This window comes from Streptomyces sp. WAC03905 (assembly GCF_057371075.1).
Window position 1 is genome coordinate 5,123,361 of sequence record NZ_JBXYDZ010000003.1, and the last position, 25,856, is coordinate 5,149,216.

Below are 25,856 nucleotides of genomic sequence, written 5' to 3' on the forward strand. Positions count from 1 at the left end.
AGGTCACGGCCATGGCCAGACACCACTACCGCTGCCCCCTGCGCTGGGCGGACATGGACGCCTTCGGGCACGTCAACAACGTCGTCTTCCTCCGCTACCTGGAGGAGGCCCGGATCGACTTCATGTTCCGCCTCGCGCCGGGCGAGGGCAGCGAGTCCTTCACGGGCGGCTCCGTCGTGGCCCGCCACGAGATCGACTACAAGCTGCCCCTCGTGCACCGTCACGAGCCCGTCCTCATCGAGTCCTGGGTGACCCGGATAGGCGCCGCTTCCCTGACGATCCGCTACGAGGTCAAGGACGAGGCGACCGAGGACCGGCCCGAGACGGTCTACGTGCGCGCGGAGACCGTGGTCGTGCCCTACAACCTCGCCGCCGGCCGGCCGCGCCGCATCACGGCCGAGGAGAGGCGCTTCCTGGAGGAGTACCTCGACGAGCCGCGTACCGAGGCCATCGCGGCATGACCGAGCAGCTGCGCTTCGCCGACACCGGGGAGGCGGCGGACCTCGCCGCCTTCCTGGGCCGGCTGGTGCACTACGACCGGGCCGCCGCCGTCCGCCTCCAGGGCGGCGGCGGCGCGCTCGGCGTCTTCGGACGGCCGCCCTCCTTCGAGGTCCTCGCCATCCGTACCGTCCGGCTCGCCGTCCCCGTGGCGGCGCCGCTGGACGTGACCGTCTCCGCCGGGGAACTCCTCGAATCCGTGGACGAGGCCTCGGCCGGGGCCACCGTGCCCGGGCCGGTCACCGGCCCGCCGTGGACCGGGGTGCTCCCGCCCCGCGGCGGCTGGCGGCACCTGCCGGGCCTGCCCGGCCCCGAGGCCATCGCGCGGGTCCTCGCGGCGTCCGTCGCCGAGTTCCGGGCCCGGGACGAGGCCCTCCCCGTGCAGCACCGGACCCGCTCCGAGCGCGACCGCATCGGCCGCGAGATCTGGTCCCGCTGCCTGGGCGACACCGAGCTGCCGCTGCGCGCCGCGCACGCCGCGCAGTCCCTGGGCTTCCTGCGGCCGGTACGGGCCACCGTGTCCGCCGCCGCGTCCCCGTCCGGCGCCGCCCCCGACCCCGTGGCGCTCCTCGCCGCCGGGAGCTGGCTGCGGCTGCGCACCCCGTACGGTTCCGTCGCGACCCGCAGCCCCGGCGCCACCGGAGGCCTCGGCGCCTTCCGGGTCAGCCCCGTCTGACCCGCAGCGCCCCGGGACCGGCCGCGCCGCCGGCGGTCAGCCCGCCGTGTTGATCATCGACGCGGCCGCGTACGTCAGGTACTTCCACAGCTGCGCCTCGTGCTCCGGCGCCAGCCCCAGCTCGTCCAGCGCCACCCGCATGTGCTTCAGCCAGGCGTCGTGGGCCGCCGCGTCCACCTGGAACGGCGCGTGCCGCATCCGCAGGCGCGGGTGGCCGCGGTGCCGGCTGTAGGTGCTCGGACCGCCCCAGTACTGCATGAGGAACAGCGCGAAGCGCTCCTCGGCGGGCCCGAGGTCCTCCTCCGGGTACATCGGGCGCAGCAGCGGGTCCTCCGCGACGCCTTGGTAGAAGCGCCGCACGAGGCGACGGAAGGTGTCCTCGCCGCCCACCTGCTCGTAGAAGGTCTGCTCCTGAAGGCTGCCCCGCGGAATCTCATTCACCCGACCATCGTCTCAGACGCCCGGCACTGCCCGGGGGCCCCTTCACGTCGCACGTGACGGCCGGGCGCAGGACAGTGGAGGCATGGGCGCACACACCGCACGCACCGTACGCACCGAGACGCGGGACCTGCGGGAGACCGCGCACGCCGCCCAGGTACGGGAGCTGACCGCCGCCGGCGTACTGGACGACCCGCGCTGGCGGGCGGCCTTCGCGGCCGTGCCCCGGCACGTCTTCGTCCCCTACTTCTGGACCGACCGCGGCGCCGGTCACGAACGGCTCTGGGCCGAGGACCCCGACCCCGGGCAGCGGGCCCGCTGGCTGCGCGGCGTGTACGTCGACACCCCGCTCGCGACCCGGCTGCGCGACGGCCGGCTGGTCTCCTCCAGCAGCCAGCCCTCCCTGATGGCGAAGATGCTGGCCGCCCTCGACGTGCGGGACGGCGACGACGTCCTGGAGATCGGCGCGGGCACCGGCTACAACGCGGCCCTGCTCAGCCACCGCCTCGGCGACGAGCACGTCACCACGGTGGACCTGGACGAGGAGATCACCGAGTCCGCCCGGACCCACCTGGCCCACCTCGGCTACCACCCCACCGTCGTCACCGGGGACGGCGCCCGAGGCTGCCCGGCGCGGGCCCCCTTCGACCGGATCCTGGTGACCTGCAGCCTCCCGCTGGTCCCGCACGCCTGGCTCGGCCAGTGCCGCCCGGGGGCGCGGATCCTGGCCCCGCTGTCGACGGGGCTGATCGCGCTCACGGTGCGGGACGCCGATTTCGCGGAGGGCCGCTTCCTGCACACCGCGGCGTACTTCGTCCCGCTGCGCGGGGCCACGGCCGTACCGCCGCCCGACCGGATGGCGATGGTGCGCGGACTCCCGTACGAGCTGGTGGAGAACGAGCGCTTCCAGTTCATGCTCGTGCTGACCGCAGGGGTACTGCACCCCCGCGAGGCCCTGGACCTGTGGCGCAGCGAGGGCCGGCCGGGCCGCGAACGCTTCGGCGTCTCCGTCGGCCCGGAGGGCCAGTGGTCGTGGCTGGACGATCCCCAGGGGCCCTACGTATGGCCCCTGGGACAGGGGTGATCAGCCGCGGCGGATGGTGATCGTGGTCCAGGCGCCCACGTGGACGCGGTCGCCGTCGGCGAGCGGGACCGGGACGTAGGGCTGGATCGGGTCCTCGCCGCCGTTGATGGTGGTGCCGTTGGTGGAGTTCTGGTCCACCACCGCCCAGCTCATGTCGGGCTGCTGCACCAGTACCGCGTGCTGGTGGGAGACGCCCGGGTCCTCCGGGGGCACCGACAGGTCGATGTCGGGGGACTCGCCCGTCGAGGCGCGGCGGCGGCCGATGGTGATCTGGCCGCCGGACAGCGGAAGGTGCTGCTCCGGGGAGTACGCGGGCAGGTTGAGCCCGGTCGCCTCCGGTCCGCTGCGCTGCATCATCGCCATGAAGTACGAGCGGTCCGGGCCGATCGTCGCGGTCCAGGAGCCGCCCTGTGGCGGCAGGGGCTGGTACGGCGGCGTCTGGGGCTGCTGCCGGTACTCCTGCTGGTACTCCCGCTGCTGCGGCGGCGGGGGCTGCTGCTGGTACTGGGGCTGCGGGGGCTGCGGAGCCTGCTGGTACGCGGGCGGCGGCTCGTGCGCCGGCGGCGGCAGCATCCAGTCGTCCTCGCGCTGCAGCGGCTCGGCCGGCCGGTTGACCCGGGACGGCCGGGAACCCTGGTAGTCGAAGTGGTCCTGGGCGTACGTGCCCGGCGAGGGCACCGGCGGCGGGGGCGGGCTGCCGGGACGCGGCCCCGCGGGGGCACCGGCATGGGTACCGGGGCCGGGCGCCGACGGCCCCGGGTCCGTGGCCGGGGGCGCGTACGAGGTCGCGGAACGCGTCAGGTAGTTGTACCGGCACTCCTCGCAGAACGGGGCCATGGCCTCGCGCGGGGTCCGGCACTGCGGGCACAGCTCGGCCTGGGCGGTCGGTTCACCGGCGGTCGGGGGGAAGCCGTAGCCGTAGGAAGGCACCGCGGGGGGTCCCTCCGGGGCACCCATGCGGTGGCCGCAGACCTCGCACCAGTCGTCGGAGGCGGACTGGTGCCCGTTCGGGCAGGTCGGCATGGCGGCTCTTCCCCCTTCTTCTCCCTGCGTCATCGCGGGAGGCTCTCAGAACTTCTTCACTCGGACGGTCTGCGTCGAACGTGTTTCGAGCGTCATCTCGTCGGCGTCGGCGACCTTCGCTTTCAGCCGCACAGTACCTGCCACCGCGTCCACCACATCCACCACCTTCGACAGGAGTCGTGCTGTGTCGGCGTTGCCGGAGACGCTCGCCAGTTGTACGGCCCGTCCGAGTTTGGCCGTAGCACCATCGACATCGCCCATTTTGCGGGCTTCGAGGCCCTGCTGGATAGCCTGCGCCAGCTCCGCCTGCCCCGTGTAGTGGGCGACCTGCGGGTTGATGGCGGTGGAGGCGGCGAGGTCGTTCGTCCACACCGCGCGCACCAGGCCCTGGCCCAGGACGGCCTCGGGCCGGCCGCCCGTCGCCGGCCGGACGAGCGTGACGCGGGAGGCGAGCATCTCCTGGCCGACGGCCGCGCCGGGGACGCGTACGCACACGTGGTACTCGCGGGACTCGTCACCCCACGACCCGGTCGGATAGTCCCCGGCGCGCGGGCCCGTGTCGGTGCGGCGGGCCGTCAGGTCCTGGACGGCCGGCGCGACCTGCTTGACGTACTGGATCTCCACGCCGACCGGGGTCCACAGGCGCAGTGAGACGTCCGCGACCTCCTTGCCCATGACGTTCTCCATCAGGGACGTGAAGTCCTCGGTGAGGTGGGCCGGGTCGGCCACGATGTCGGCGGATCCGAGCAGGGCGCTCGCGATGCCGGTGACCTCCTTCACCTCCCAGTCGGTGCCCACACCGCGGGCGTCGCAGGTGAAGCGGCCCGCGCAGGCGTCGAGGGTGGCGCGCAGGACGGCCGGCTCCTCGTGCTCGTTGCGCCCGTCGGTCAGCAGGATGCCGTGGCGGATGGCGGCGGTGGAGCCGCGCAGCAGGCCGTCGGCCAGGCGCAGCCAGGTGCCGATGGCGGTGCCGCCGCCCGCGCCGAGCCCGCGCAGGGCCTCCTTGGCCCGTGCGCGGGTGGCGGGATCGGCGACGGCGAGGCGGCCCTGGCCCGGATAGACCTCCTTGGCCACGTGCGTGCCGGCGACCACGGCGAACGCGGTGCCGTCGCGCAGGGTGTCGATCGCCGCGGCGGTGGCCTCGCGGGCGCCGCGCATCTTCTCCGGCGGGTACTCCATGGAACCCGAGCAGTCCACCATGATCACGACGGCGGCCGTGCCGTCGGCGGCCGTGCCGTCGGCGGGCGTGCCGCGGGTGACGCTGCCGCCGCCCGTGGCGGTGACGGTGACGATGGCGTGGACGTCCCGCCCGCCTTCGGGAAGGAACTCGTTCTGGTACACGTCCACGCTGAAGCGCGGTGCGCTCGGCTTGGCGAAGTTCGCCATCGGCAGGACTCCTAGAGGGCTCGGGCAGGCGGGTCAGACCTGCGGGCGCGCTTCCACTTCCGGTTCCGGTGCTGCTGCCGGTCCGGGCTCCGGTGCCGCTCCCGGTTCCCGTTCGGTCTGCGTGGCGAAGGGCACGACGGCCACGGTGATGTTGTCGTGCCCGCCGCCGTCGAGGGCGTGGCCCACGAGCACCTGCGCGCTGTGCAGCGGGCGCACCGCCGCGTCGGCGGGCAGGACCTGCGCCATCTCCCGCGCGGACTCCGCGTAGTTCCACAGTCCGTCGGTGCAGACCACGACCACGCCGGGGTGGTCCGGCTTGAAGATCGCGGTGTGCGGTTCGAGGTCGTAGGCGTCGGCCCCGAGCCAGCCGGTGATGGCGTGCGCGCGGACGTCCGCGTAGGCCTCGGCCTCGCCCATCAGGCCGGCGGCGACCATCTGGGCGGCCCAGGAGTCGTCCTCGGTGAGGCGGCGGGGCAGCGCGGCACGGTCGTCGGGCACCCAGTAGGCGCGGCTGTCGCCGACCCAGCCGATGGTCAGGAGGCCGCCGCTGACGACGGCGCCGACGAGGGTGCAGGCGGGGGCGTTCTGCGCGCCGGGGACCTCCGGGGCCAGGGCGTCGACCGCCGCGGCGGCGGCCAGGATCGCCTCGTGCATGGCCTCCTGGGGGTGGGCCCCGCGGGGCAGCGCCTCCAGCAGCGCCTCGTTGGCGGCGGCGGCCGCGGCGGCCGACGCCTCGTCGGGGCGGCTGGCGGAGGAGACCCCGTCGCACACGATGGCCACGGTGGCGGCGGAGCCGTCGGCCAGGGCGGTGGCCGACACCGCGAACGAGTCCTCGTTGCGGTGGTGGCGCAGCCCGCGGTCGCTGACGGCGGCGACGCTGCCGAGCTCCTCCTCGACGTGGTCGCGCTCGCGGGGCTGGGCGTGCCCGCAGTGCTCGCAGTACCCGTCGGTGTCGACGTGCCCGGCCCGGCAGGCCACGCAGGTCTTCCCGCCGGGCGCCGCGCCGGACGGGGGCGGGCCGTCGTACCCGCTCTCGTACGGGTTCTCGTGCGGGGCGGCGGGCGGTGTGCCGGGATGCCCGTCGGCGGGGTCGCCGCCGGGACGGTCGTGGCGGGTCTCGGGGCCGTACGGGGTCTCGTGGGCCGGGTACGCGGCTCCGGCCGCGCCGGGCCGGGGCTCCGGTTCCTGTTCCGGGTGCCGGTCGTGCTCCGGCCGGTGCTGGGCCGGGGGCGCCGGGGTGGCGGCCCAGTCGGCCGGGTCCCCCACCAGGGTCGGGGCCGCGGCGGCCGCGCTGCCCCAGCCGGGGGCGGGTTCACCCGCGCCGGCGGAACCGTGCGGCGCGGCCGGGGTCGGCCCCCCGTACCCGGCCGCCGGAGCGGCGGGTGCCGGCGCCGGTGCCGGCGCCGGGGGAGCCGGTGGCGCCGGCGGGGCGGGCGGAGCCGGTGGCAGGGGGACCGTCGGGTGGTCCGTGGACGCCGCCGGGGGCGAGGAGGTCAGGGCGTAGCCGCAAAGGCCGCAGAAACGGTCACCCTCTTCCAGGGGCTCCGCGCAGCTGGGGCAGCACGACGGCCGGTGCATCGACATCAATCACACCCACGTCCGGGGACGGAAACGGTTGGCCCGTTCCACCAGTTCGATCCTCTCCTCGCCACGCCGTGCCAGCCGTGCGAGGACGCGGTACGAGCGCTCCAGTCCGAAGCGCAGGCCCCGCTCGTCCAGTTGGCTGCCGAGCAACGAGGTACGACCGGGGTCGGCACCCCGGCTACCCGACAGTACCCAGTCCAGGGCCGAGCCCAGAACCTCCGTCGCCAGCGACTCCTGCCGTTCCGGGTCCAGCCCGAACCTCCGCAGGGCCTCCACCTGGTCGGCGGCCGCCGAAAGATCCGCCAGCAGCGGCTCGTCCGGTGACCGGTCGCGCAGACGTGCGCGTACGGCCGCCACCCGCGCGGCGGTGTAGTGGATGGACGCCTCCGGTACGGATTCCAGCGTGCGCACGGCTCCGTCCCGGTCGCCGGCGGCCAGTTGGACCCGTGCCAGCCCGAAGGCCGCGCTGACGAACCCCGGATCGGTGATCCAGACCAGGCGGTAGTACTCGGCGGCGTTGTCCAGCTGGCCCAGCACCTCCGCGCACAGCCCGAGGGCCAGCTTCGGCGCGGGCTCCCCCGGGAAGGCGTCGTAGATCGCGTCGAAGGACAGCGCCGCCGTCTCGTCGTCCCCGGTGGCGAGGGAGGCGATGCCGCGGGCCCACACCACGCGCCAGTCGTCCGGGTGGCGGGCCTCCAGCTCGGCGAGGGCGTCCCCGGCCGCGGACAGTCTGCCCAGCTCCAGCCGGGCCCGCAGCTCCCGCAGCCGCAACTCGGCCGAGTCGGCGGGCGCGGAGGCGAGCGCGCCGAGCAGGTCGGCGGGCGCGGAGGCCAGCAGGCCGGTGAGGAAACCGGCGTTCGGGTCGGCGGCGTCCACCAGCGGTACGGGCAGTGCCAGTGCGCTGCCGCGGGCGTCGAGCGTGCTGGCGGTGCGGCCGCCGCCGGCGGGCGGCACGGTCAGGGGCGCGGGACCCGCGGTGGGCGCGGGAGCCCGCCGGGCCCGGGGCACGGCAGCCCCCGCCACATGCGTGGCGGTGGTCCCGAGCCCACCCCTGCCGGGGGCCGCGCCGGGCAGGCCGGCGCTGGCGGGCCCGGACGTGCCGCCCGGCGGGGTGCCCGCGCCACCGGAAGCGGGGGACCACGGTCCGGGCGCGCCGCCCGCGACGGGGCCGGACAGGCCGGCGCCGCCCGGCGGGGTGCCCGCGCCCGGGGCGGGTGCGGCCGCGCCGCCGGGGGGCCACGGTCCCGGTGTGCCGCCCGCACCGCGCGGCCGCGGCGCGGTGGCGCCCTGCGCGGCCGAAGCCGGTCCGCGGCCGAGGAGGGCCCGGAGGGGGCCGGCGGGGCGGGTGGTGAGCGGGCGGTGGCCCAGGCGGGAGACGACCGTGTCGGAGGTGCCCGTACCGGTGAACAACAGGGTGTCCGGGACCCGCAGTTCCGGGCCGAACAGGGTGGACAGCTGCGGCCGCGGACGGCCCGTCTGCAGCGCGACCACCTCCCGCAGCACACCCGTCAGCTGGTCGGCCATCTCCTGCGCGGAGGAGAACCGCCGTCCCGGGTCCGGGTCGGTCGCCCGGACCAGCAGCCGGTAGAAGGACTCGTACCGCCGGAACACCTCGATGTGCTCCGGATCCGGCAGTGAATCCACGAACACGTTGGTGTAGCCCTGGAAGTCGAAGGTCAGGACGGCCAGCGTCCGCGCCACCGTGTACAGGTCCGACGCCACCGACGGCCCCAGCTCCGCGACCTCCGGGGCCTGGTAGCCCACCGTGCCGTAGATGGCCGACTCCTCGTCGTCCATCCGCCGCACCGCGCCCATGTCGATCAGCTTCAGCTGGTCCTGCTGCTGGATCGCGTTGTCGACCTTGAAGTCGCAGTACAGCAGGTTCCGGCTGTGCAGGTGGCCCAGCGCCTCCAGCGCCTCGATGCCGTACGCGCACGCCTGTTCCACCGGCAGCGGGTCGCGCCGGCCGTCCGGCCGGCGCCGCTCGTTCGCGATCTCCTTCAGCGACTTGCCGCCGACGTACTCCATGACGATGTACCCGTCCAGCGAACCGGTCCGCTGGTCCAGGTGCTCCACGAAGTTGTAGATCCGCACGATGTTGGAGTGCTCGATCTCGGCGAGGAAACGCCGCTCCGAGATCGCGGCCTCCATCGCGTCCTGGTCCCCGGTGTCCAGCAGGCCCTTGAGGACCACCCACCGGTCCGCGACCGCCCGGTCCACCGCCAGGTACACCCAGCCCAGACCGCCGTGCGCGAGGCAGCCCGCCACCTCGTACTGGCCGCGCACCACCTCACCGGCGCGCAGCTTGGGCACGAAGGAGTACGGGTGCCCGCACTTGGTGCAGAAGCCCTCCGTCCGGCCCGGCCGGTCCCCGCGGGCCCGGCCCACCGGGGCGCCGCAGTCCGAACGCGAGCAGAACCGCTTGCGCTCCGGCACCTCCGGATTCTCCAGGACCGCCGCCGAAGGATCGGGACGCGGTACCTCCGGCACGTTGACCAGGCCGGCGCCCAGCCGGCTGCGCCCCGAGGAGGAGGCGGCCGAGCCCGAACTGCGCACCGACACCGAACGGGTGGAGCCCTGGCCGCCCGTGAGCGACCGCGAGAGCCGCCCCGACACCGAACGGCGCGACGAGGAGGAGCGCGAGGAACGCGCCGACGCCGAGGAACGCGCCGAGCCGTGGGACCCCTGGGAGCCCTGTGACCCGTGCGAGCCACGGGAACCGCCGGATCCCAGGGAGCCGCGGGCGGCGCTCGTCATCCCCGTCGGCGGCGACACCAGCTCCTCCGCGCCCGCCGCGATCGACCCGACCGGGGCCAGGCCGCAGGTGTCGCAGTACAGCCCGCCGCCGCCCATGTCCTCGTACGATCCCGGGCAGCCGGGGCGAACGCACGCTGCTCCGATCATGCTCATGCGTCCTCCGTCCCCGGCCCCTCGGGCCGGACCGTCTCCTCGGGCCGCTGCCGCGGCACCAGCGACTCGGCGGCCGCCTGCTGGTAGCGCAGCACGGCCTGTTCGGCGGCCCGCAGGTCGCAGGGCGCGCTCCACAGCATCCGCCGGGCCACGTCGTACCGCTCGATCAGCAGGGGGTCCTCCGCGAGCCCGTGCCGGGTCACCTTCGCCCTGTAGGCGTCGAGACGCCCGCGCAGCTCGGCCCGTACGGCCAGCGGCGCCGTCACCGCGGTCAACGATTCACGGGCCCGGCGCAGTTCCTCCTCGGCCCGCTCCTCCAGGGACTCCAGCAGCGGCGAGAGCCGGTGCCAGCGGGCGTGGCGGCGGTGCTCGGCGGCCGCCGCGAGCTGCTCGTGGAGCACCGTCGGCGGGCCGCTGACCACGGGCACCTCGGACGCGGCGATCTTCGCCAGCACCTCGCCGCGCGCGGTCCGTGCCTCCGCCAGGGTCCGGTCGGCCCGCGAGAGCACGTCACGCAGGCTGATCAGCCGCTGCTCGGCGTCCTGCCGGACGTCCAGGACCGCCTCGACCTCCCGCCGTACGTCCTCCAGCGCGAGCGCGGCCCGGTCGTAGCGGTCGGTGTCCGGGCGGCCGCCGCCGGGCGCGGAACTCCCCGCGCCGGGACGCCAGAAGGCCAGCGGATCCGCGATCACCCGGGTGCGCAGCTCCGTGAGTTCGGCGGTGATGTGCTCCAGGTCGTCGCCCGAGGGGTGCTCGCCCGGGCGCACGCCCACGGAGTGGGCCAGCGAGCGGGTGCGGTGCAGTTCGGCGGCGAGCAGGTCGATGCGGGCGGGCAGCGCCGACCACACGGCGTCGGCGGCGACCACCACGTCCAGCGAACGCGCGTAGAGGTCGTTCATCCGGGTCACCAGCTCGGCCAGGGAGAGGCGTTCCGCGAGCGCGGCGCCCTCCGTCGCGGCCCCGGCGATCAGGACGCCGGGCCCGCGCAGCCGTTCGGTCAGCTCGACGAGGTCCTCGCGGTGGGGCCAGCGGCGCCGCTCGCGGATCTCCCGGGCGGCGGTCAGCGCGCCGCTGTAGGCGTCGAAGTACGTCCACAGACGGGTGATGTCCGCTTCCGCCTGCGCCCACCGCTCCTTGGTGAGCCCGCTGAGCTCGGCGCCTTCCAGCAGCCGGCGCCCCGCGTGGTCCTGGAGGGCGAGCAGGGAGGTCTCGACGGCCTCGTGCTCCGCGCCCAGCCGGGCCAGGGCACGGTCGACGCCGTCCCGGTCCATCACTGCAGGCCCCGTCTCCACCGACCGTGCCTCCGCTTCCGCCGCCGCCTCCGAGTTCGCTTCCCCGATCCCCCGCGCGTCCGATCTCGTTCCCGGTTCCGTACCCGGAGTCGCCACCGGCCTCAGCCGTCCCGGTACTTGGGTGCGGGCGGAGCGGTCACGCCGGGCAGGACGGGCTGGAGGTGCTTGAGGTAGGCCCGCATCCACGGGCTGTCGTCGCCGCCCGCCCGGTAGCCCTCCAGCACCTTGTTGACCCGGCGGACCAGGTCGGAGGCGTCCTTGTTCATCGCGACCCCGTAGAACTCGCGGGTGAAGGGCGAGCCCACCAGCCGCACCGAGGGGTCCTGCGCGGCCTGGCCGGCGGCGAGGGCGTTGTCCGTGATGATGCCGTCGACCTCGTGCAGCTGGAGCCGGACCAGGCAGTCCAGCTGGTTGGCGACGGTGACCGGCCGGGATCCGTAGGACTGGGCCTTGAGCGCGCTCTCCGCCGTGGAACCGGCCGCGACGCAGATCCGCTTGTCCTTCAGCGAGGCGTCGTAGCCGGTGATCGGCGAGCCCTTCGGGGCCAGCACCTGCTGTCCGGCCTCGAAGTAGGCCGTCGAGAAGGCGACGTCCTCCAGCCGCTTGCAGTTGATGGTCATGGTCCGCACGACGATGTCGACGCGTCCCTCCTGGAGGGCGGGGATGCGCTGGCTGGTCGGGATGGCCCGGTAGATGACCGCGTTCTCGTCGCCCAGGATGTCCTTGGCGATGGCCTTGACCAGGTCGATGTCGAAGCCGTCGAGGCGGCCGCCCTCCGCGGTCTGGTTGCGGTACCCCCAGCGGAAGCTGTTCTGGTCCACGCCCGCGACGAGTTTGCCCGCCGCCTTGATCCGGGCGATGGCCGCACCGTCCACGTCGGACGGGCGCAGGCTGGCCTCGGGGTCCTGGCAGGTGTCGGAGAGGACCCAGGGCGCCGCCGGGGCCGCCACCGCCGCGGCGGGACGCCGGGGGACGCCGGGTGCCGTCTCGGTGGTCGCGTGGGCCAGCGGCAGCAGCACCGCCGCCGCGGTCACGGCGCAGGCGACCGCCATCGCGCTCACACCGCCCCAGCCGCGCAGCCGGCCCGCGGCCCGGCGGAGACCGGACCGCGCGCCCGGGGCACGCGTGCGGCCCTCGTGCTGTTCGTGCTCCTCATGGCCCTCGGCGGCCCGCCGCGCCCGTATCCGCATCGCTCTCACCTGTACTCCGAAAGCCTGCGCCCGATACCGAGCAGGGCCGCTGTCGCGCCGATGACCACCAGTACCGCCGAGCCCGTCACCAGACCGCCCAGCGCGCCGATCCCGTCCCGGGCCGCGCGGGTGAACTCCCGCTGCTCGTGGGCGACGGCCAGTTCCAGGGAGGCGTCCACCGTGTCGAAGGCGGCGCCGCTGCTCTCCCTGTGCTGCTCGTCCCCGACGACCTGGGGCAGAGCGGCCTCGTAGTCGCCCTTCAAGTCCGCCTCCCGGGCCGCGGCGTGCCGCTGCTTCCACTGCTCCACGCCGTCCGCGGCGCGGCTGACGGGCGTCCGGCCGTCTTCGTCGTCGGCCAGTCGCAGCGCGGTCGCGAGCCCCGCGTCCAGCTGCTTCATGTTGTTCGTGAAGTCCACGTCGTACTTGTCGGACTTCTTGTCCTCGGCCAGTACGGCGCCCCGCGCGATCAGTGTCAGGTTCTCACTGGCCCGGGCCTGGAGGGAGGCGATCCGCGCGTCGTTGAGCACCTTCATCGACTCCTGCCCGTCCGTACGGGCTTCACTCAGCGAAGAACGCGCCACCGCGTGGCCGACGGACAGCCAGAGCAGCACCACCACGGAAGCGGCGGTCGCCGCCACCAGGCCGTGGTTGAAGACCCGGTTCGTGTGCCGGTAGTTGCGCCGCTGCGCCCACACCAGGGCGGCCACGGCGAGCACGCCGAGGGCCAGTGAACCCAGTGGCCAGGCCCGGGCGGCGGCGTCGTCGGTGTGCAGCCGCCGGGTCTCCGCCTCGTAGAGCCGCTGGGCGGCGGGCAGCAGCTGGGTGGTCATCTGCTCGTTGGCGTAGCGCAGGTACGCGCCGCCCAGCGGCAGGCCCTGCCGGTTGGTGGCGCGGGCCTGCTCGATCAGGCCGGTGTAGCGCGGCAGCTGTTCGCTCAGCAGGGTGATCTGCTCGCGGGACTCCTTGTTGCCGCCGGTGTTCGCGGCGGCGCTCACCAGCAGCCGGGAGGCGTTGGCGATGTCCTGCTCGTAGCGCCGGCGGACCTCGCGCGGTTCCTGGGCGCCGAGGAGGAAACCGCTGGAGGAGGTGGTGTCGGCGTCGGCGAGGGAGCGGTAGATGCTGGCCGCGTCCGCGCTCAGCGGCTGGCTGCGTCCCACCACGTCGTCGGCGGCGGTGGCCCGGTCGGACATCTCCCACACGCTGACCGTGCCGAACAGCACGATCAGGGCTGCCAGTACCGCGCCGACGATCCGCAGCCGGCCCGGCTCGGTGGTCGCCGCCTCGCGCAGCCGCTGCACGCCCTCGGACCAGGCGGTGCGCCGCCGGGGTGGCCCGGCGGGCGGCGACGCCGGCGCGCCGGCGGGCGGCGCGGAGGCACCACCCCCGGGCGCGGGCGCGCGTGATGTGATCGCCACCGTGACCTCCCCCTCGGTCCTGTCGTCCCCCAGCCGGCGCAGGGGGGATCCCCGCTGCGCAGCAGCAGTATGGCCGTAGTGCCGGTGGACCACAGCACCCGGTGCTGGATCCGGGGCGATCCGCCCCCGCGGGTGCCTTTCGTCACCCCTTCACCGTCAATACGTCCTTACGGGCGTAACGGTTCCAGACCCGGGGCGTTCCGGGGCGCGTTCAACCGAAATGGGCACGGAGTTTTCCGTGGGCCTCCGCCGGGGCCCCGACCGCGTCCAGCCCGAGCAGTCCGGCGCCCAGTACCGGGGGCGCCGTGACCACGACGGCGCGGGCGTGCGGGGCCCGTTCGGCGAGGCCCGCCGCGATCCGCTCGTCGAGCCGCGGATGCCGGGCCGCCAGGACCCCGCCGCCCAGCACCACCGGCACCTCCTCGCCCAGGAGGTGCAGGCGGTCCAGCGCCACCACCGCCATGGCCACGACCTCGTCCGCCTGACGGTGCACCAGCGAGAGCGCCACCGGATCCCCGGCGGCGGCCACCTCGAACAGCACCGGCGTGAGTTCGTGCCTCCGGCCGGCCGGTACGCCGCCCAGGTGCAGCGCCTCGATGAGGGAGGCCATCGAGGTGTGGCCGAGGCGCGCGGGCAGCGCCCGGGCCAGTTCCGTGGCGGCGCCCCGCCCGTCCTCCGCGCGGGCCGCGAACCACAGGGCCTCCTCGGCCAGTCCGCCCCCGCCGCCCCAGTCGCCGGAGATCCGTCCGACGGCGGGGAAGCGCGCGGTCCGCCCGTCGGGGGTCATGCCGACGCAGTTGATGCCCGCCCCGCACACCACCGCGACACCGCGCGGTGGCGCGCCGGTGGGCAGGCCGGCGCGCAGCAGGGCGAAGGTGTCGTTGTGCACGGCGGTGGTGCGCCCCCAGCCGCGGCCCTCGATCTCCCGCGCCAGCCGCCGCTCCTCCACCGGGAAGTCGGCGTTCGCGAGGCAGGCCGTCACGTGGGCCGCGACCGGCCCGCCGCCGGCCCCGGGACGCACCCCCGCGGAGGCCAGCGCCTCGGCCAGGACGTCCACGGCCGCGGCCACCCCGGTCCGGGGCGGCTGGAAGCCGCCGGCCTGCCCGGTGGCCAGGACGGAGCCGTCGGGGCCGAGCAGGGCGACGTCCGTCTTGCTGTTGCCCGCGTCGATCGCCAGGACCGGGGGGAGGCCCGCGCCGGTCACGCCCATGGCAGGTGCTCCTTGTTGTGCGCGAGGAGCCGGTCGGTCAGTCCTTCGGCGAGGTCGTACTGGCCGACCAGCGGGTGCGCCAGCAGGGCTTTGAACACCCGCTCGCGGCCGCCCCGCAGGGCCGCGTCCAGCGCGAGGTCCTCGTACGCCGTCGCGTGCGCGATCAGCCCGGTGAACAGCGGGTCCAACCGCGGTACCGGCAGCGGTACGGGGCCGGGCGCGGCGCCGTCGGCGGCGCGGACGCGGGCCTGGACCTCGACGACGGCGTCGTCGGGCAGGAAGGGCAGCGTGCCGTTGTTGTACGTGTTGACGACCTGCACGTCCGGGCCGCCGCCGCCCAGCAGGGCGGCCGCCAGGTCCACGGCCGCCTCCGAGTAGAAGGCGCCGCCCCGCTTCGCCAGCAGAGCGGGCTTCTCGTCGAGGGCCGGGTCGGCGTACAGGGCGAGGAGTTCACGCTCCATCGCGGCGACCTCGGCGGCCCGGGAGGGCTTGGTGCCCAGCTCCCGTACGACCTCGTCGTGGGCGTAGAAGTAGCGCAGGTAGTACGAGGGCACGACGCCGAGCCGGTCCAGCACCGCCCGCGGCAGCCGCAGGTCGGAGGCGACGGCCTCGCCGTGGGCGGCGAGCAGCCCGGGCAGCAGGTCCTCGCCGTCCGGGCCGCCCTTGCGCACGCCCAGCTCCCAGGTGAGGTGGTTGAGGCCCACGTGGTCCAGGTGGACGTCGGCGGGGGCGAGGTCCAGGAGGGCCGCGAACTTGCGCTGGAGGCCGATGGCGACGTTGCACAGTCCGACGGCCCGGTGGCCCGCCCGCAGGAGGGCCCGGGTGACGATCCCGACCGGGTTGGTGAAGTCGATGATCCAGGCGTCCGGGGCGGCCCGGCGGACCCGTTCGGCGATGTCGAGCACGACCGGGACGGTCCGCAGGGCCTTGGCGAGCCCGCCCGCGCCGGTGGTCTCCTGCCCGACGCAGCCGCACTCCAGGGGCCAGGTCTCGTCCTGCAGCCGGGCGGCCTGCCCGCCGACGCGCAGCTGGAGGAGGACCGCGTCGGCGCCGGCGACGCCCGCGTCGAGGTCGGTGGTCGTGGTGACCGTGCCGGCGTGGTCCTGCCGGGCGAAGATCCGGCGGGCGAGGGCACCGATCAGCTCCAGCCGTTCGGTGGCCGGGTCGATCAGCACCAGCTCGCTCACCGGCAGGGTGTCGCGCAGCCGCGCGAAGCCGTCGACCAGTTCGGGGGTGTAGGTGGAACCGCCGCCCACCACTGCGAGTTTCAACGTCGTCAGCCTTTCACGCCGGTCAGGGTGACTCCCTCGACGAACGCCTTCTGGGCGAAGAAGAAGAGGACGATCACCGGGGCCATGACCAGCACGGTCGCGGCCATGGTCAGGTTCCAGTTGGTGTGGTGCGCCCCCTTGAAGGACTCCAGTCCGTAACTGAGGGTCCAGGCGGCCGGGTTGTCGGAGGCGTAGATCTGCGGGCCGAAGTAGTCGTTCCAGGCGCAGAAGAACTGGAACAGGGCGGCGGCGGCGATCCCGGGCCGGGCCATCGGCAGGACCACCCGCAGCAGCGTGCGCACCTCGCCGCAACCGTCCACGCGGGCCGCGTCCAGGTACTCGTCGGGGATGGTCAGCAGGAACTGCCGGAGCAGGAAGACGGAGAACGCGTCGCCGAAGGCCATCGGGACGATCAGCGGCCACAGGGTGCCGGACAGGTCGAGCTGTCTGGCCCAGAAGAGGTACATGGGGATGACCACCACCTGCGGCGGCAGCATCATCATGGCGATCACGAGCAGCAGCGACAGCCGTCGGCCGCGGAAGCGGAACCTGGCGAGGGCGTACGCGACGGGAACGGAGGAGACCACGGTCAACAGGGTGCCCAGTCCGGCGTACAGGAGCGTGTTGCGCCACCAGGTCAGGAAGCCCGGGGTGTGCCACACCTCCGCGTAGTTGTCCCACTCCCAGGTGTCGGGCCACAGGTCGCGGGTCAGAGCCTGCCGGTCGCCCATCAGCGAGGTGAGGAGGAGGAAGACGAAGGGGAGGACGAAGAAGAGGGCGGCGGCCACGCCGAGCGCGTGCACCCCGACCCAGTGCAGGACCGCCGACGGGTTCCTCCTCGGGCCGTGCGCGCCGCCGCTCATCCACCTGCTCCGATCAGACCGCCACGGCGCCGCATCAGGAGTGCGGTGCAGGCCATGGAGAGGGCGAACAGGACCAGGGCGACGACGCAGGCGGCGCCGTAGTCGAAGCGCTGGAACCCGAGGTTGTAGACGAGCTGGGGCAGGGTGAGGGTCGACTTGTCGGGGTAGCCCGGCTCGAACTGCTGGCCCGAGCCGCCGATCACGCCGGCGGCGACCTTGCCGGCGACCAGCGGCTGGGCGTAGTACTGCATGGCCTGGATGACCCCGGTGACCACGGCGAACAGGACGATCGGCGCGATGTTGGGCAGCGTGATGTGCCGGAAGCGCGCCCAGCGCCCCGCCCCGTCCAGCTCGGCCGCCTCGTACTGCTCCTTCGGTACGTCGAGCAGCGCGGCCATGAAGATCACCATCAGGTCGCCCACCCCCCACAGCGCGAGGGCGGTCAGCGCCGGCTTCGACCAGTCGGCGTCGGTGAACCAGCCGGGGGCGGGCAGGCCCACCGCGTCCAGCAGGGTGTTGACGGGGCCGGTGCCGGGGTTGAGGAGGAAGACGAAGGCGAGGGTCGCGGCGACCGGCGGGGCCAGGTAGGGCAGGTAGAAGAGGGTCCGGAAGATCCCGGCGCCCGTCTTGATCCTCGTGATGAGCAGACCGATACCGAGGCCGAAGGCGACCCGGCAGGTCACCATCACCAGGACCAGCCAGAGGGTGTTGCGCATCGCGGGCCAGAACAGCGGATAGTCGGTGAAGACGTAGCTCCAGTTGTCCAGCCCGCTCGGGACCGGTTCGCGGAAGCCGTCGTACCGGGTGAAGGAGAAGTACAGGGTGGACAGGAGCGGGTAGACGAAGAAGACCGAGAAACCGATCAGCCAGGGGGACATGAACGCCGCGGTCCGCAGGGCGCCGCGGCGCCGTTTCGACCGCAGGGAGCGGGGGCCGGTCATCGGTCTACTCCGCCTTCGCGATGTCCGTGTCGATCTGCCGGTCGGTCCTGGCGAGGCCGGCCGGGATGTCGGTGACGTCGCCCTTCTCGACGGCGTACGCGAAGTCCGTGAAGGTCAGCTGGTAGGTGCCGCCGTCGGCGCGGGCCGGGGTGGTACTGGACTTCGGGTGCCGGGCGATGTCGAGGAAGGTCTTGGACTCGGGGGTCACCCGCAGCGCCGGCGACTCCAGGGCGGCGAGCGTGGACGGCACGTTGTGGATGGCGTTGGCGAAGGCCACCACGGCGTCGGTGTCGGTGGTCATGTATCTGACCAGCTCCCAGGCGGCGTTCTGCTTCCGGCTGCCCGAGGCGATCCCCATGACGGTGCCGGAGAGATAGCCCTTGCCGTAGTCGTCGGCCTGGTCGTCGGGGACGGGCAGCGGTGCGGTGGCGATCTCGAAGCCGACGCCAGCCTCCGCGGCCATCGGGGCGCGCCACTCGCCGTCGATCTGCATGGCCACCTTGCCCGTGTGGAAGGGGTGTTCGGCGCTCCACTCGTCGCCGAAGGTGCTGCGGAACCGCTCCAGCCTCTCGTAGCCGCCGAGCGCCGCCACCAGGTCCTTCTGCGCGGTCAGCATCTTCGTGAAGGCCGGGTCGGCGGCGAGGTTGGAGCGGCCGTCGGCGGCGAACCAGGTGGGGCTCCACTGCGCGGCGAGCCGCATGGGGGTGGTCTCGTAGCCGTGGAAGGTGGGCATGAGGCCGACCCGTTCGTAGGAGTCGCCCGACGCGTCCGGCGTGGTCAGCTTCCGGGCGACCTCGACGAACCGGCTCCACGTCCTGGGGGGTTCGGTGATGCCGGCCGCGTCGAAGGCCGTCTTGTTGTAGACGAGGCCGTACGCGTCGTTGAGCAGCGGCAGCGTGCACTGGTTGCCGTTGAACTGCGTGTACTCCAGCAGGGTCTTGGGGAAGACCTTGGTCTTGTCGATCCCGGACTTCTCCAGGAAGGGGTTGAGGTCGGCGAAGGCGCGGGAGTTGCAGAACTTGCCCACGCTGTCGGTGGTGAAGGAGGAGACCACGTCGGGGGCCTTGTCCCCGCCCGCGCGCAGCGCCTGGTTGATCTTGTCGTCGGTCATGTTGCCGATGACCTTGACCTTGATGTTCGGGTGCGCCTTCTCGAAGCGGGCGATGTTGTCCTCGATCGCCTTGGCCTCGCTGGGCGCGGACCAGCCGTGCCAGAAGGTGACGGTGACGTCCGCCTTCGGATCGTCGGAGGCGGTGTCGGCGGCCTGGCCGGTGCACGCGGTGGCGAGGGCGGATATCGCGGCGAGGAGGGCGGTCACGGTGGTCGGGCGTCCGGTTCTGGGCATGGCGGGGCTCGCTCTCTGCGGGAGGGAACTTCCGGTGGGGGCCTGGGGGTGCCGGCGGAGCGTGGCGCGTGGGCGTGAGGGAGGGAGTGGGGGAGGGAGGAGGGGCAGCGGGGGAGCGTAGGAGCGGCGCGGGTGCGCGGGTCAGCGGGAGGTGTCGAAGACCTCGTCGCGGGTGGCGGCCAGGGCGCTCTCCAGCGCACCGCGCAGGACAGGCCGTTCCAGGACCTCGCCGGGGACCAGGCGGGGGCGCGAGGGGGCCAGTTCGGCGAGCTCGGCCTCCAGCAGCTCGCGCAGCGGTTCACCGCCCGCGGCGATCGCGGCCCCGGCCAGGACCACGATCTCCGGGTCCAGGACGGCGACCACTGAGGCGAGACCGGTGGCCAGGGCGGTGGCGTACTCCTGGAGGAAGCGCAGGTGCGCCCCCTCGGGAGCGGCGGCGGCCCGTTCGAGCAGCGCGACGGCGGCGGCGACCTCCGGTCCGTACGGGGTGCCCGGCGGCCGCGGCGCGGCCGGTTCCGGGGCGGCGGGGGCCGCGGCGCCCAGCTCCGCGGCGAGCCGGGGCAGTCCCTCCACGCCGGCCAGTTCCTGGTAGCCGCCGGAGTTCGCCCGGGTGACCTGCCGGACCAGGGGGCGGCCCGGTACGGGCAGGAAGCCCACCTCGCCCGCGCCGCCGGTCCAGCCGCGGTGCAGTCGGCCGCCGAACACCAGCGCGGCACCGAGCCCCTCCTCGTTCCACAGCAGGACGAAGTCCTCGTGGCCGCGGGCGGCGCCGAGGCGCTGCTCGGCGACGGCGGCGAGGTTGACGTCGTTCTCGTACTCGACGGGCACCGGCAGGGCCGCCGCCAGGTCGTCGAGGAGGGTGGGGGAGTGCCAGCCGGGGAGGTGGCTGGCGTAGCGCAGCCGGCCGGTCTGCGGGTCGAAGGCGCCGGGCGTGCCGATGACGACCCGGTGCAGCTCGGACAGGGTGGGTCCGGCGGCCTTGACGGCTCCGCCGAGGGCCTCGGTCACCTGGCCCACGGCGTCCGCGCCCTCCGTGTACGGGACCTCGTGGGAGGCGACCACGGTGCCGGTCAGGTCGGCGACGGCCGCCAGGACGCGCCCGGGGGTGACGTCGACGCCGCCGACGTACGCGGCCCGCGGGTTGATCGCGTACAACTGGGCGCTGGGGCCGGGGCGGCCGCCGTCGGTGCCGGTGGCCACGACCAGTCCGGCCGCCTCCAGACGGGCCAGCAGCTGGGAGGCGGTGGGCTTGGACAGCCCCGTCAGGTGCCCGATGCGGGTCCGGGACAGCGGTCCGTGCGTCAGCAGGAGGTCGAGTGCGGCCCGGTCGTTCATGGCGCGCAACAGGCTGGGCGTTCCGGGCGTGGCGGCGGGCATGCGGCGGCTCTCCCTCACCGAGGTGTTCTGTTAGGTAAGTTTCCTATCACCCCGCGAGCCGTGTCAATGCCGCTGCCCCGCAGGTCCGTCCGTGCGGACCGGACCTGCGGGGCAGCGGGAGTGCGGGGCCGGCGCTACTTGGTGATCTTCGGGTTCGACGGCGCCGGGATCGGGGCCGTGGCCAGGGACTGCGGGGAGGTGGGGTTCGCCAGGGCGGACGGCGCGGCGACGGAGGCCGACGGGTCCGCGGGGGCCTCGTCCTCGTCGTCCCCGGCCGGCACGCCGCCGATGATCCGGATGCCCGCGGCGTCGAAGGCCTCCTTGATCCGCCAGCGCAGCTCGCGCTCCACCGCGAACTGCTGGCCCGGCATCGTCTTCGCGGACACCTTCACCGTCATCGAGGCGAGGAGCACCTCGTCCAGGCCCAGCACCTCCACCGGACCCCACAGGCGCTCGTCCCAGGGGGACTCCTTCGCCATCGAGTCGGCGACCTGCTGCACCACCTCGCGGATCCGCGTCAGGTTCTCGGACGGCTTGACCTGCACGTCCACGCCCGCGGTCGCCCAGCCCTGGCTGAGGTTGCCGATCCGCTTGATCTCACCGTTGCGCACGTACCAGATCTCGCCGCTGTCGCCGCGCAGCTTCGTCACGCGCAGGCCGACCTCGATGACCTCGCCCGAGGCCACCCCGGCGTCGATCTTGTCACCGACGCCGTACTGGTCCTCCATGATCATGAAGACGCCGGAGAGGAAGTCCGTGACCAGGTTGCGGGCACCGAAGCCGATGGCGACACCGGCCACACCGGCACTCGCCAGCAGCGGCGCCAGATCGATCTTCAGCGCGGCCAGGACCATCAGCGCGGCCGTGCCCAGGATCAGGAAGGACGCCACCGACCGCAGGACGGAGCCGATCGCCTCCGACCGCTGGCGCCGCCGCTCGGCGTTGACCAGCAGTCCGCCGAGCGCGGTGCCCTCGACCGCCTCGGCGCTGGTGTTCATCCGGCTTATGAGCTTGGTCAGCGCCTTGCGCACGGCCGACCGGATCACCGCGGCTATCACGACGATCAGCAGGATCCGCAGGCCGATGCTCAGCCAGGTGGCCCAGTTCTGCTCGATGAAGCTCGCGGCCTCGTTGACGCTCTCCTGCGCCTCCTTGACCGAAGCGGGCGCGTCCGGGACATCGGCTGCGAGGGGCAGCAGAGCGGCGGGCCAGGGCACGACAGGAACCTCCAGATGTAGCGGTCTGCCCGCCGGGGGTCCGGCGTGGACGGAGTCCGCGGGCGGATGTGCGGGGCAGACCATCCACACTAACGGGGCAATCCCTTCACCTTGGCGCCCTGTTCGAGGGAGAGACCAGACTCACCTGGGGATGACTGACTGTGGTTGAAAACACCTCGGACCCGTTACGGGCGAGTGGTGGCGCTTCGACCAGCCGTAAGGAGAGACTGGAGAGCAGATCGTCCCGGCGCGAGCCACGCGCCGCCGGCGTACAAGGAGGCAGTCCGTGCCGCACGTCCTGGTCCTCAACGCGTCGTACGAGCCCCTCGGCGTCGTACCGCTCCGCCGCGCGCTCGTCCTCGTCCTGGAGAACAAGGCAGTCTCCCTGGAGGAATCCGGCGCCTATCTGCACAGCGCGACACGGGTCGTCCCCGCGCCCAGCGTGGTACGCCTCAAGCGCTTCGTGCGGGTCCCCTACCGGGGGCCCGTTCCACTCACCCGGCGCGCGCTGTTCGCGCGGGACGGCGGCCGCTGCATGTACTGCGGGGCCGTCGCCACCAGCGTCGACCACGTCATTCCGCGCAGCCGGGGCGGACAGCACGTCTGGGACAACGTCGTCGCGGCGTGCCGGCGCTGCAACCACGTCAAGGCCGACCGGCACCTGCTGGAACTGGGCTGGCGCCTGCGCCACCAGCCGGCCCCTCCTTCGGGCCTGGCCTGGCGCATCATCGGCACCGGCCACCGGGACCCCCGGTGGATGCCGTACCTCCAGCCGTACGGGGCCGACGACGCGCTGGAACGGATCGGGATCGGCGTGGCGGCCTCCTGAGCGCCCCGGCCCCACCCGGTGCGGGCCGACGAGGCCCGCACCGGCCCGCACCGGCCCCGCCGGCGCTCCGGCGTGGCGCGGGCCGGGGCCCGGTGCCGGGACGGGCGGGGCTACGGCGTGACCGCGTAGGCCTCCGCCGTCCACAGCGAGCAGCCGTAGCGCGTCGCGCGGCGCTCGCACGTCACCCGCAGGAACCGGGTGTCCGGTGCCGTGGCGTCCAGCCGGAGCGACTCGTGGCCGCCCCGGGAGTTCGTGACGGCCGCGGCCGGCCGCCAGGTCACCCCGTCGGCGGAGGTCTCCACCCGGTAGGCGGAGGGGTGGGCGTCCTGCCAGTAGAGCTCCAGCCGCCCGACCCGGCGCGGGGCGCTCAGCTCCGCCTGCCACCACGCGCCGTCCACGGCCGGTGACGACCAGCGGGTGGAGGGGGAGCCGTCCACGGCCGCCGAGGCCGGGAACGAGGCGGTCTCGTTCGCCGAGGAGCTCGCCCGCGCGGTCCGCAGCAGATCCGGTCCGCCGGTCCGGGGCACCGCCCGTACCGTCAGGATCCGGGTCTCGCCGTCGAAGGCCACCGGGATCCGATAGTCGCCCGGCGGGGTGTTCGCGGCGACGACGACCTCCAGCGGGATCGACGCCCGGCCCCCGCGCGGGACCACCGCGGTCTGCGGCAGACGCACCTCCATGCCCGCCGGCGGCTGCGCCGTCAGCGGACCGCGGACCTCGCCGGCCCCCAGGGCCGACAGCTGCGCCGTGACCCGCTGCGGGGCGCCGCCGATCTCGGCGTCCGTCCGGCCCCCGTCCGCCAGCTCGAAGCGCGCCCGGGGACCGTCCCCGAACCACGGGACCACCTGTTGCACCACGGGCGCGTCCCCGGCCCAGGCCAGGCGCACCGCGTCCGCGCGCACCCCCGCCGTGTCGGTCTGGGTCCAGCCCGACGCCGCCGCGTCGGCGACCTTGCGCCAGCCCTCGCCCGGTACGTGGACCTCGACCACGGCGCCCCGCGTGCCCGCCCCCAGCGGGTCCGTCATCACCGTGACCGCCGACACCGGGCGGGCGGCGTCCAGCCGGACCGTCCAGGACTGCGCGTCCTTGGTCACCGTGCCGGTCGTGCGGGCGATGCCGGTCCAGGCGTCCGCCTCTTCCGCCGCCTTCTTCAGGAAGGGGTCCATGACGGCCTTGTCCACCTGGGCCGGCCCGGGTTCGGCCAGCGCCCGGCGGGCCTCGGCGAGTGCCCGGGAGGCCTGCCAGGCGGCCGCCCCGTCGCCGCGGGCCTGGGCCTGCAGGACGTCGACGGCCAGTTCGCCCGCGGCTCCGTAGTGCGAGAGCCGTTCCATCCAGGGCCCTGCTTCGTCCGAGAGCGCGGTCAGCCGGGCCGGGGTCTCGCGCATCACCGTGAACGCCCTGCGCAGCTCGGTCCCGGCCGCCGGATCACCCGCGGCCCGGGCCTTCCAGAACTGCTCGACCAGCGGTTTCAGGTACGCCGACTCCTCCTGCTTGAGCCCGGACGACACGGTGTTGCCGGCCAGCGCGGCCACCGCCTCGCGCTCGCGCGGGTCGGAGCCCGAGAGGTCGCGCACCGCCGCCTGCCAGGACTCGCCGGCCCGGTATCCGCGCGGGTTCCAGGCGAAGTCGGCCGCCGTGAAGAGCGGGATGCGCGACAGGACGGGCTGCTGCATCGCGTTGGCCAGCAGCGCCGCCGAGCCGCCCGCCACCGCCGGTTCGCGGCCGGCGTACGGGCCGAGGAAGATGCGGCCCGGGTCCCAGTCGTTCACCGGGTAGTTGTCCATGGTGATCAGGGGCTGCTGCCCCAGGGCGGAGCGCGCACCGGCCAGTTCCTTGCCGGTGATCGTGCGCGGCACCACGCCGACGCCCGTCCAGGCGACCTCCACCCGTGGGTCCAGCCCGCGGGCCAGGGCCGTTCGGTAGGCGGTGGCGCCCTCCTGGTAGTACTCGGTCGGCAGCAACGACAGCGCCGGCGCCCCGGGGTACCGGGCGGCCAGGTGCGCGGCCAGCTCGTTCGCGACCTCCGCGTGCGCCTTGGCGGCGGCCTGCGGGCCCCTCCCGTACCGCTCCAGGTCCGCGCGGCAGCCCCACTCGGTGTAGCTGACGTCCTGGAACTGCACCTGGAAGGCGCGGAAGCCCAGGTCCCACATGGCGTCCACCTTGCGGGCGAGCGCCGCCCGGTCGGCCGCCGACGACAGGCACATGGACTGTCCGGGGGTGACCGCCCAGGCCAGGACGACCCGGTTGGCGCGGGCCCGCTCGGCCAACGCGCGGAACTCCTCCTGCCGCTCCCGCGGGTAGTCCTCGCGCCAGCCCGTCGTGCGGTACGTGTCGTCGCCGGGGGCGATCAGCAGCCGGTTCTGCTTGGTGCGGCCCATGAACTCCACCTGGGCCAGACGCTGCTGCTGGGTCCACGGCTGCCCGTAGAACCCCTCGGTGATCCCGCGCACCGGCGCGGCCGGCCAGTCCCGCACCAGGACGCCGGGCACCTTCCCGCGGCCCGCGCCCAGCAGCTGACGCAGTGTCTGCGCCGCGTGGAAGAGCCCCTCCTCTCCCACGCCGGCCAGGGCGACCGTGTCCCGCCCGCCGGGCCGTCCCACGGCCAGCCGGTAACCGCCGTGGGGCAGGTCCGTGGCCGCGGTCGCGCCGAGCGCCGTCAGCGCCTCCTGCGCGCCCGCGTCCTGGAGCCGTACGAGGGTGCCCCGCTCGGGCAGCGGCTCCCCGGGCTCCGGCTCGTGCAGGGTCTTCACGCCCGCCCTGCGCAGGGCCTGTCGCACGACCTCGACGGCGTACGGGTCGGCGTCGGCCGGGGCCACCAGCACGGCCTCCGTGCCCAGAGGTATCTCGCGCGTCTGGTCGGCGGTCATCGACTGCGGCCGGGGCCACACGGCGGGCCCCTCGGAGGCGGCCCGCGGGGTGTCGGCGCCGGGGTCGAGCGCGGGGCCGACGGCGCCGTTGGCGCCCACGCCCGCAGCACCGGCGGCGCCCCCGGAGCCCGGCGCGGGGTTCGGGGCGTCGGGGGAGGCGGAGCCCGCGAGGAACCCCGGCGGTGTGGAGGCCACGGCGCCGCCGAGCAGCGACCCGATGACCGCGATGGCCGCGGCCGTCGACCGTTTCCTGCCCCTGAGCTGCACAGAGCCTCCTCGTCGCGAGACGTCCCCCACTCGTACGAATGAGCCCGAGCCCACCACCCGTGCGGCTGGAGTGTCAATGCGGGTGGGTGATCTGCCCCGGATGTGGCAGGAATGCGATCCCTCCGAGTGGGTATGGCTGCGGTGTTCCCCGGCGGCGTCCCGCCTTTGTGCTC

At 74.4% G+C, this 25,856-nt stretch carries 20 protein-coding genes; 4 read left to right on the forward strand and 16 right to left on the reverse strand.

Going from position 1 to position 25,856, the window contains the following annotated elements; genetic code table 11:
* The first annotated feature begins 11 nt into the window (after positions 1 to 11).
* Together AC2RP6_RS25625 and AC2RP6_RS25630 are read left to right on the forward strand one after the other, a co-directional pair.
* Positions 12 to 461 carry an acyl-CoA thioesterase gene (locus AC2RP6_RS25625; RefSeq protein WP_486448321.1) on the forward strand — a complete coding sequence of 150 codons (450 nt, stop codon included), beginning with the start codon at positions 12 to 14 and terminating at the stop codon, positions 459 to 461.
* The gene (locus tag AC2RP6_RS25630; RefSeq protein ID WP_486448322.1) at positions 458 to 1,174 is read left to right on the forward strand and encodes a DUF8010 domain-containing protein; all 717 of its coding nucleotides are present in this window, start codon (positions 458 to 460) and stop codon (positions 1,172 to 1,174) included. The genes AC2RP6_RS25625 and AC2RP6_RS25630 overlap by 4 nt, the downstream gene beginning before the upstream one ends.
* 36 nt (positions 1,175 to 1,210) lie before the next feature.
* Here the strand turns inward: AC2RP6_RS25630 and AC2RP6_RS25635 are convergent, their stop codons facing one another.
* Entirely contained in the window at positions 1,211 to 1,615 is a 405-nt protein-coding gene (locus tag AC2RP6_RS25635) for a globin (protein ID WP_486448323.1), read from the reverse strand.
* Positions 1,616 to 1,697: 82 nt separating this feature from the next.
* Here AC2RP6_RS25635 and AC2RP6_RS25640 point away from each other — a divergent pair, with 82 nt between their 5' ends.
* The gene (locus tag AC2RP6_RS25640; RefSeq protein ID WP_486448324.1) at positions 1,698 to 2,696 is read left to right on the forward strand and encodes a methyltransferase domain-containing protein; all 999 of its coding nucleotides are present in this window, start codon (positions 1,698 to 1,700) and stop codon (positions 2,694 to 2,696) included.
* Here AC2RP6_RS25640 and AC2RP6_RS25645 read toward each other — a convergent pair whose 3' ends face one another.
* From AC2RP6_RS25645 to AC2RP6_RS25710, 14 genes are all read right to left on the reverse strand, one after another.
* Complete coding sequence (locus AC2RP6_RS25645) at positions 2,697 to 3,719, reverse strand: FHA domain-containing protein (protein WP_486448325.1); 1,023 nt, start codon at positions 3,717 to 3,719, stop codon at positions 2,697 to 2,699. It abuts the gene before it with no gap.
* Between the two features lie 45 nt (positions 3,720 to 3,764).
* Positions 3,765 to 5,105, reverse strand: coding sequence for a hypothetical protein (locus AC2RP6_RS25650; RefSeq protein WP_486448326.1), 1,341 nt, complete (start codon positions 5,103 to 5,105; stop codon positions 3,765 to 3,767).
* A gap of 33 nt (positions 5,106 to 5,138) precedes the next feature.
* Positions 5,139 to 6,689, reverse strand: a complete 1,551-nt coding sequence (locus AC2RP6_RS25655) for a PP2C family protein-serine/threonine phosphatase (RefSeq protein WP_486448327.1) — start codon at positions 6,687 to 6,689, stop codon at positions 5,139 to 5,141.
* 3 nt (positions 6,690 to 6,692) lie between these two features.
* Positions 6,693 to 9,599 (reverse strand): serine/threonine-protein kinase, encoded by a 2,907-nt coding sequence (locus tag AC2RP6_RS25660; RefSeq protein ID WP_486448328.1) that lies wholly within the window; start codon positions 9,597 to 9,599, stop codon positions 6,693 to 6,695.
* Complete coding sequence (locus AC2RP6_RS25665; RefSeq protein ID WP_486450447.1) at positions 9,596 to 10,870, reverse strand: hypothetical protein; 1,275 nt, start codon at positions 10,868 to 10,870, stop codon at positions 9,596 to 9,598. Before AC2RP6_RS25665 ends, AC2RP6_RS25660 begins: the two co-directional genes overlap by 4 nt.
* A 122-nt stretch (positions 10,871 to 10,992) precedes the next feature.
* Positions 10,993 to 11,943: a glutamate ABC transporter substrate-binding protein gene (locus tag AC2RP6_RS25670; protein WP_486450448.1), complete on the reverse strand. Its 951-nt coding sequence runs from the start codon at positions 11,941 to 11,943 to the stop codon at positions 10,993 to 10,995.
* Positions 11,944 to 12,086: 143 nt separating this feature from the next.
* Complete coding sequence (locus tag AC2RP6_RS25675) at positions 12,087 to 13,496, reverse strand: hypothetical protein (protein WP_486448329.1); 1,410 nt, start codon at positions 13,494 to 13,496, stop codon at positions 12,087 to 12,089.
* Between the two features lie 211 nt (positions 13,497 to 13,707).
* Positions 13,708 to 14,706 (reverse strand): N-acetylglucosamine kinase, encoded by a 999-nt coding sequence (locus tag AC2RP6_RS25680; protein ID WP_486448330.1) that lies wholly within the window; start codon positions 14,704 to 14,706, stop codon positions 13,708 to 13,710.
* Entirely contained in the window at positions 14,697 to 15,977 is a 1,281-nt protein-coding gene (locus tag AC2RP6_RS25685; protein WP_486448331.1) for a 6-phospho-beta-glucosidase, read from the reverse strand. The genes AC2RP6_RS25680 and AC2RP6_RS25685 overlap by 10 nt, the downstream gene beginning before the upstream one ends.
* A 5-nt stretch (positions 15,978 to 15,982) precedes the next feature.
* Positions 15,983 to 16,840, reverse strand: a complete 858-nt coding sequence (locus AC2RP6_RS25690; protein ID WP_486448332.1) for a carbohydrate ABC transporter permease — start codon at positions 16,838 to 16,840, stop codon at positions 15,983 to 15,985.
* The gene (locus AC2RP6_RS25695; RefSeq protein ID WP_486448333.1) at positions 16,837 to 17,781 is read right to left on the reverse strand and encodes a carbohydrate ABC transporter permease; all 945 of its coding nucleotides are present in this window, start codon (positions 17,779 to 17,781) and stop codon (positions 16,837 to 16,839) included. The genes AC2RP6_RS25690 and AC2RP6_RS25695 overlap by 4 nt, the downstream gene beginning before the upstream one ends.
* A 4-nt stretch (positions 17,782 to 17,785) precedes the next feature.
* Positions 17,786 to 19,126, reverse strand: coding sequence for an ABC transporter substrate-binding protein (locus AC2RP6_RS25700; protein WP_486448334.1), 1,341 nt, complete (start codon positions 19,124 to 19,126; stop codon positions 17,786 to 17,788).
* 141 nt (positions 19,127 to 19,267) lie between these two features.
* A complete protein-coding gene (locus AC2RP6_RS25705; protein ID WP_486448335.1) occupies positions 19,268 to 20,503 on the reverse strand; it encodes an ROK family transcriptional regulator in 1,236 nt (411 codons plus the stop codon).
* A gap of 134 nt (positions 20,504 to 20,637) precedes the next feature.
* On the reverse strand, positions 20,638 to 21,720 hold the full coding sequence (locus tag AC2RP6_RS25710; RefSeq protein ID WP_486448336.1) for a mechanosensitive ion channel family protein: 1,083 nt from the start codon (positions 21,718 to 21,720) through the stop codon (positions 20,638 to 20,640).
* 286 nt (positions 21,721 to 22,006) lie between these two features.
* Here AC2RP6_RS25710 and AC2RP6_RS25715 point away from each other — a divergent pair, with 286 nt between their 5' ends.
* Complete coding sequence (locus tag AC2RP6_RS25715) at positions 22,007 to 22,549, forward strand: HNH endonuclease (protein WP_030650158.1); 543 nt, start codon at positions 22,007 to 22,009, stop codon at positions 22,547 to 22,549.
* Between the two features lie 110 nt (positions 22,550 to 22,659).
* Here the strand turns inward: AC2RP6_RS25715 and AC2RP6_RS25720 are convergent, their stop codons facing one another.
* On the reverse strand, positions 22,660 to 25,683 hold the full coding sequence (locus tag AC2RP6_RS25720) for a beta-N-acetylglucosaminidase domain-containing protein (protein ID WP_486448337.1): 3,024 nt from the start codon (positions 25,681 to 25,683) through the stop codon (positions 22,660 to 22,662).
* Positions 25,684 to 25,856: the final 173 nt, after the last annotated feature.

Excerpts from the sequence above, each read along its gene's own strand:
- AC2RP6_RS25625 (WP_486448321.1), top strand. The coding sequence starts at position 12 with ATGGCCAGACACCACTACCGCTGCCCCCTGCGCTGGGCGGACATGGAC.
- AC2RP6_RS25630 (WP_486448322.1), top strand. The coding sequence starts at position 458 with ATGACCGAGCAGCTGCGCTTCGCCGACACCGGGGAGGCGGCGGACCTC.
- AC2RP6_RS25640 (WP_486448324.1), top strand. The coding sequence starts at position 1,698 with ATGGGCGCACACACCGCACGCACCGTACGCACCGAGACGCGGGACCTG.
- AC2RP6_RS25645 (WP_486448325.1), bottom strand. The coding sequence starts at position 3,719 with ATGCCGACCTGCCCGAACGGGCACCAGTCCGCCTCCGACGACTGGTGC.
- AC2RP6_RS25650 (WP_486448326.1), bottom strand. The coding sequence starts at position 5,105 with ATGGCGAACTTCGCCAAGCCGAGCGCACCGCGCTTCAGCGTGGACGTG.
- AC2RP6_RS25655 (WP_486448327.1), bottom strand. The coding sequence starts at position 6,689 with ATGTCGATGCACCGGCCGTCGTGCTGCCCCAGCTGCGCGGAGCCCCTG.
- AC2RP6_RS25660 (WP_486448328.1), bottom strand. The coding sequence starts at position 9,599 with ATGAGCATGATCGGAGCAGCGTGCGTTCGCCCCGGCTGCCCGGGATCG.
- AC2RP6_RS25665 (WP_486450447.1), bottom strand. The coding sequence starts at position 10,870 with ATGGACCGGGACGGCGTCGACCGTGCCCTGGCCCGGCTGGGCGCGGAG.
- AC2RP6_RS25670 (WP_486450448.1), bottom strand. The coding sequence starts at position 11,943 with ATGGCGGTCGCCTGCGCCGTGACCGCGGCGGCGGTGCTGCTGCCGCTG.
- AC2RP6_RS25680 (WP_486448330.1), bottom strand. The coding sequence starts at position 14,706 with ATGGGCGTGACCGGCGCGGGCCTCCCCCCGGTCCTGGCGATCGACGCG.
- AC2RP6_RS25690 (WP_486448332.1), bottom strand. The coding sequence starts at position 16,840 with ATGAGCGGCGGCGCGCACGGCCCGAGGAGGAACCCGTCGGCGGTCCTG.
- AC2RP6_RS25695 (WP_486448333.1), bottom strand. The coding sequence starts at position 17,781 with ATGACCGGCCCCCGCTCCCTGCGGTCGAAACGGCGCCGCGGCGCCCTG.
- AC2RP6_RS25700 (WP_486448334.1), bottom strand. The coding sequence starts at position 19,126 with ATGCCCAGAACCGGACGCCCGACCACCGTGACCGCCCTCCTCGCCGCG.
- AC2RP6_RS25705 (WP_486448335.1), bottom strand. The coding sequence starts at position 20,503 with ATGCCCGCCGCCACGCCCGGAACGCCCAGCCTGTTGCGCGCCATGAAC.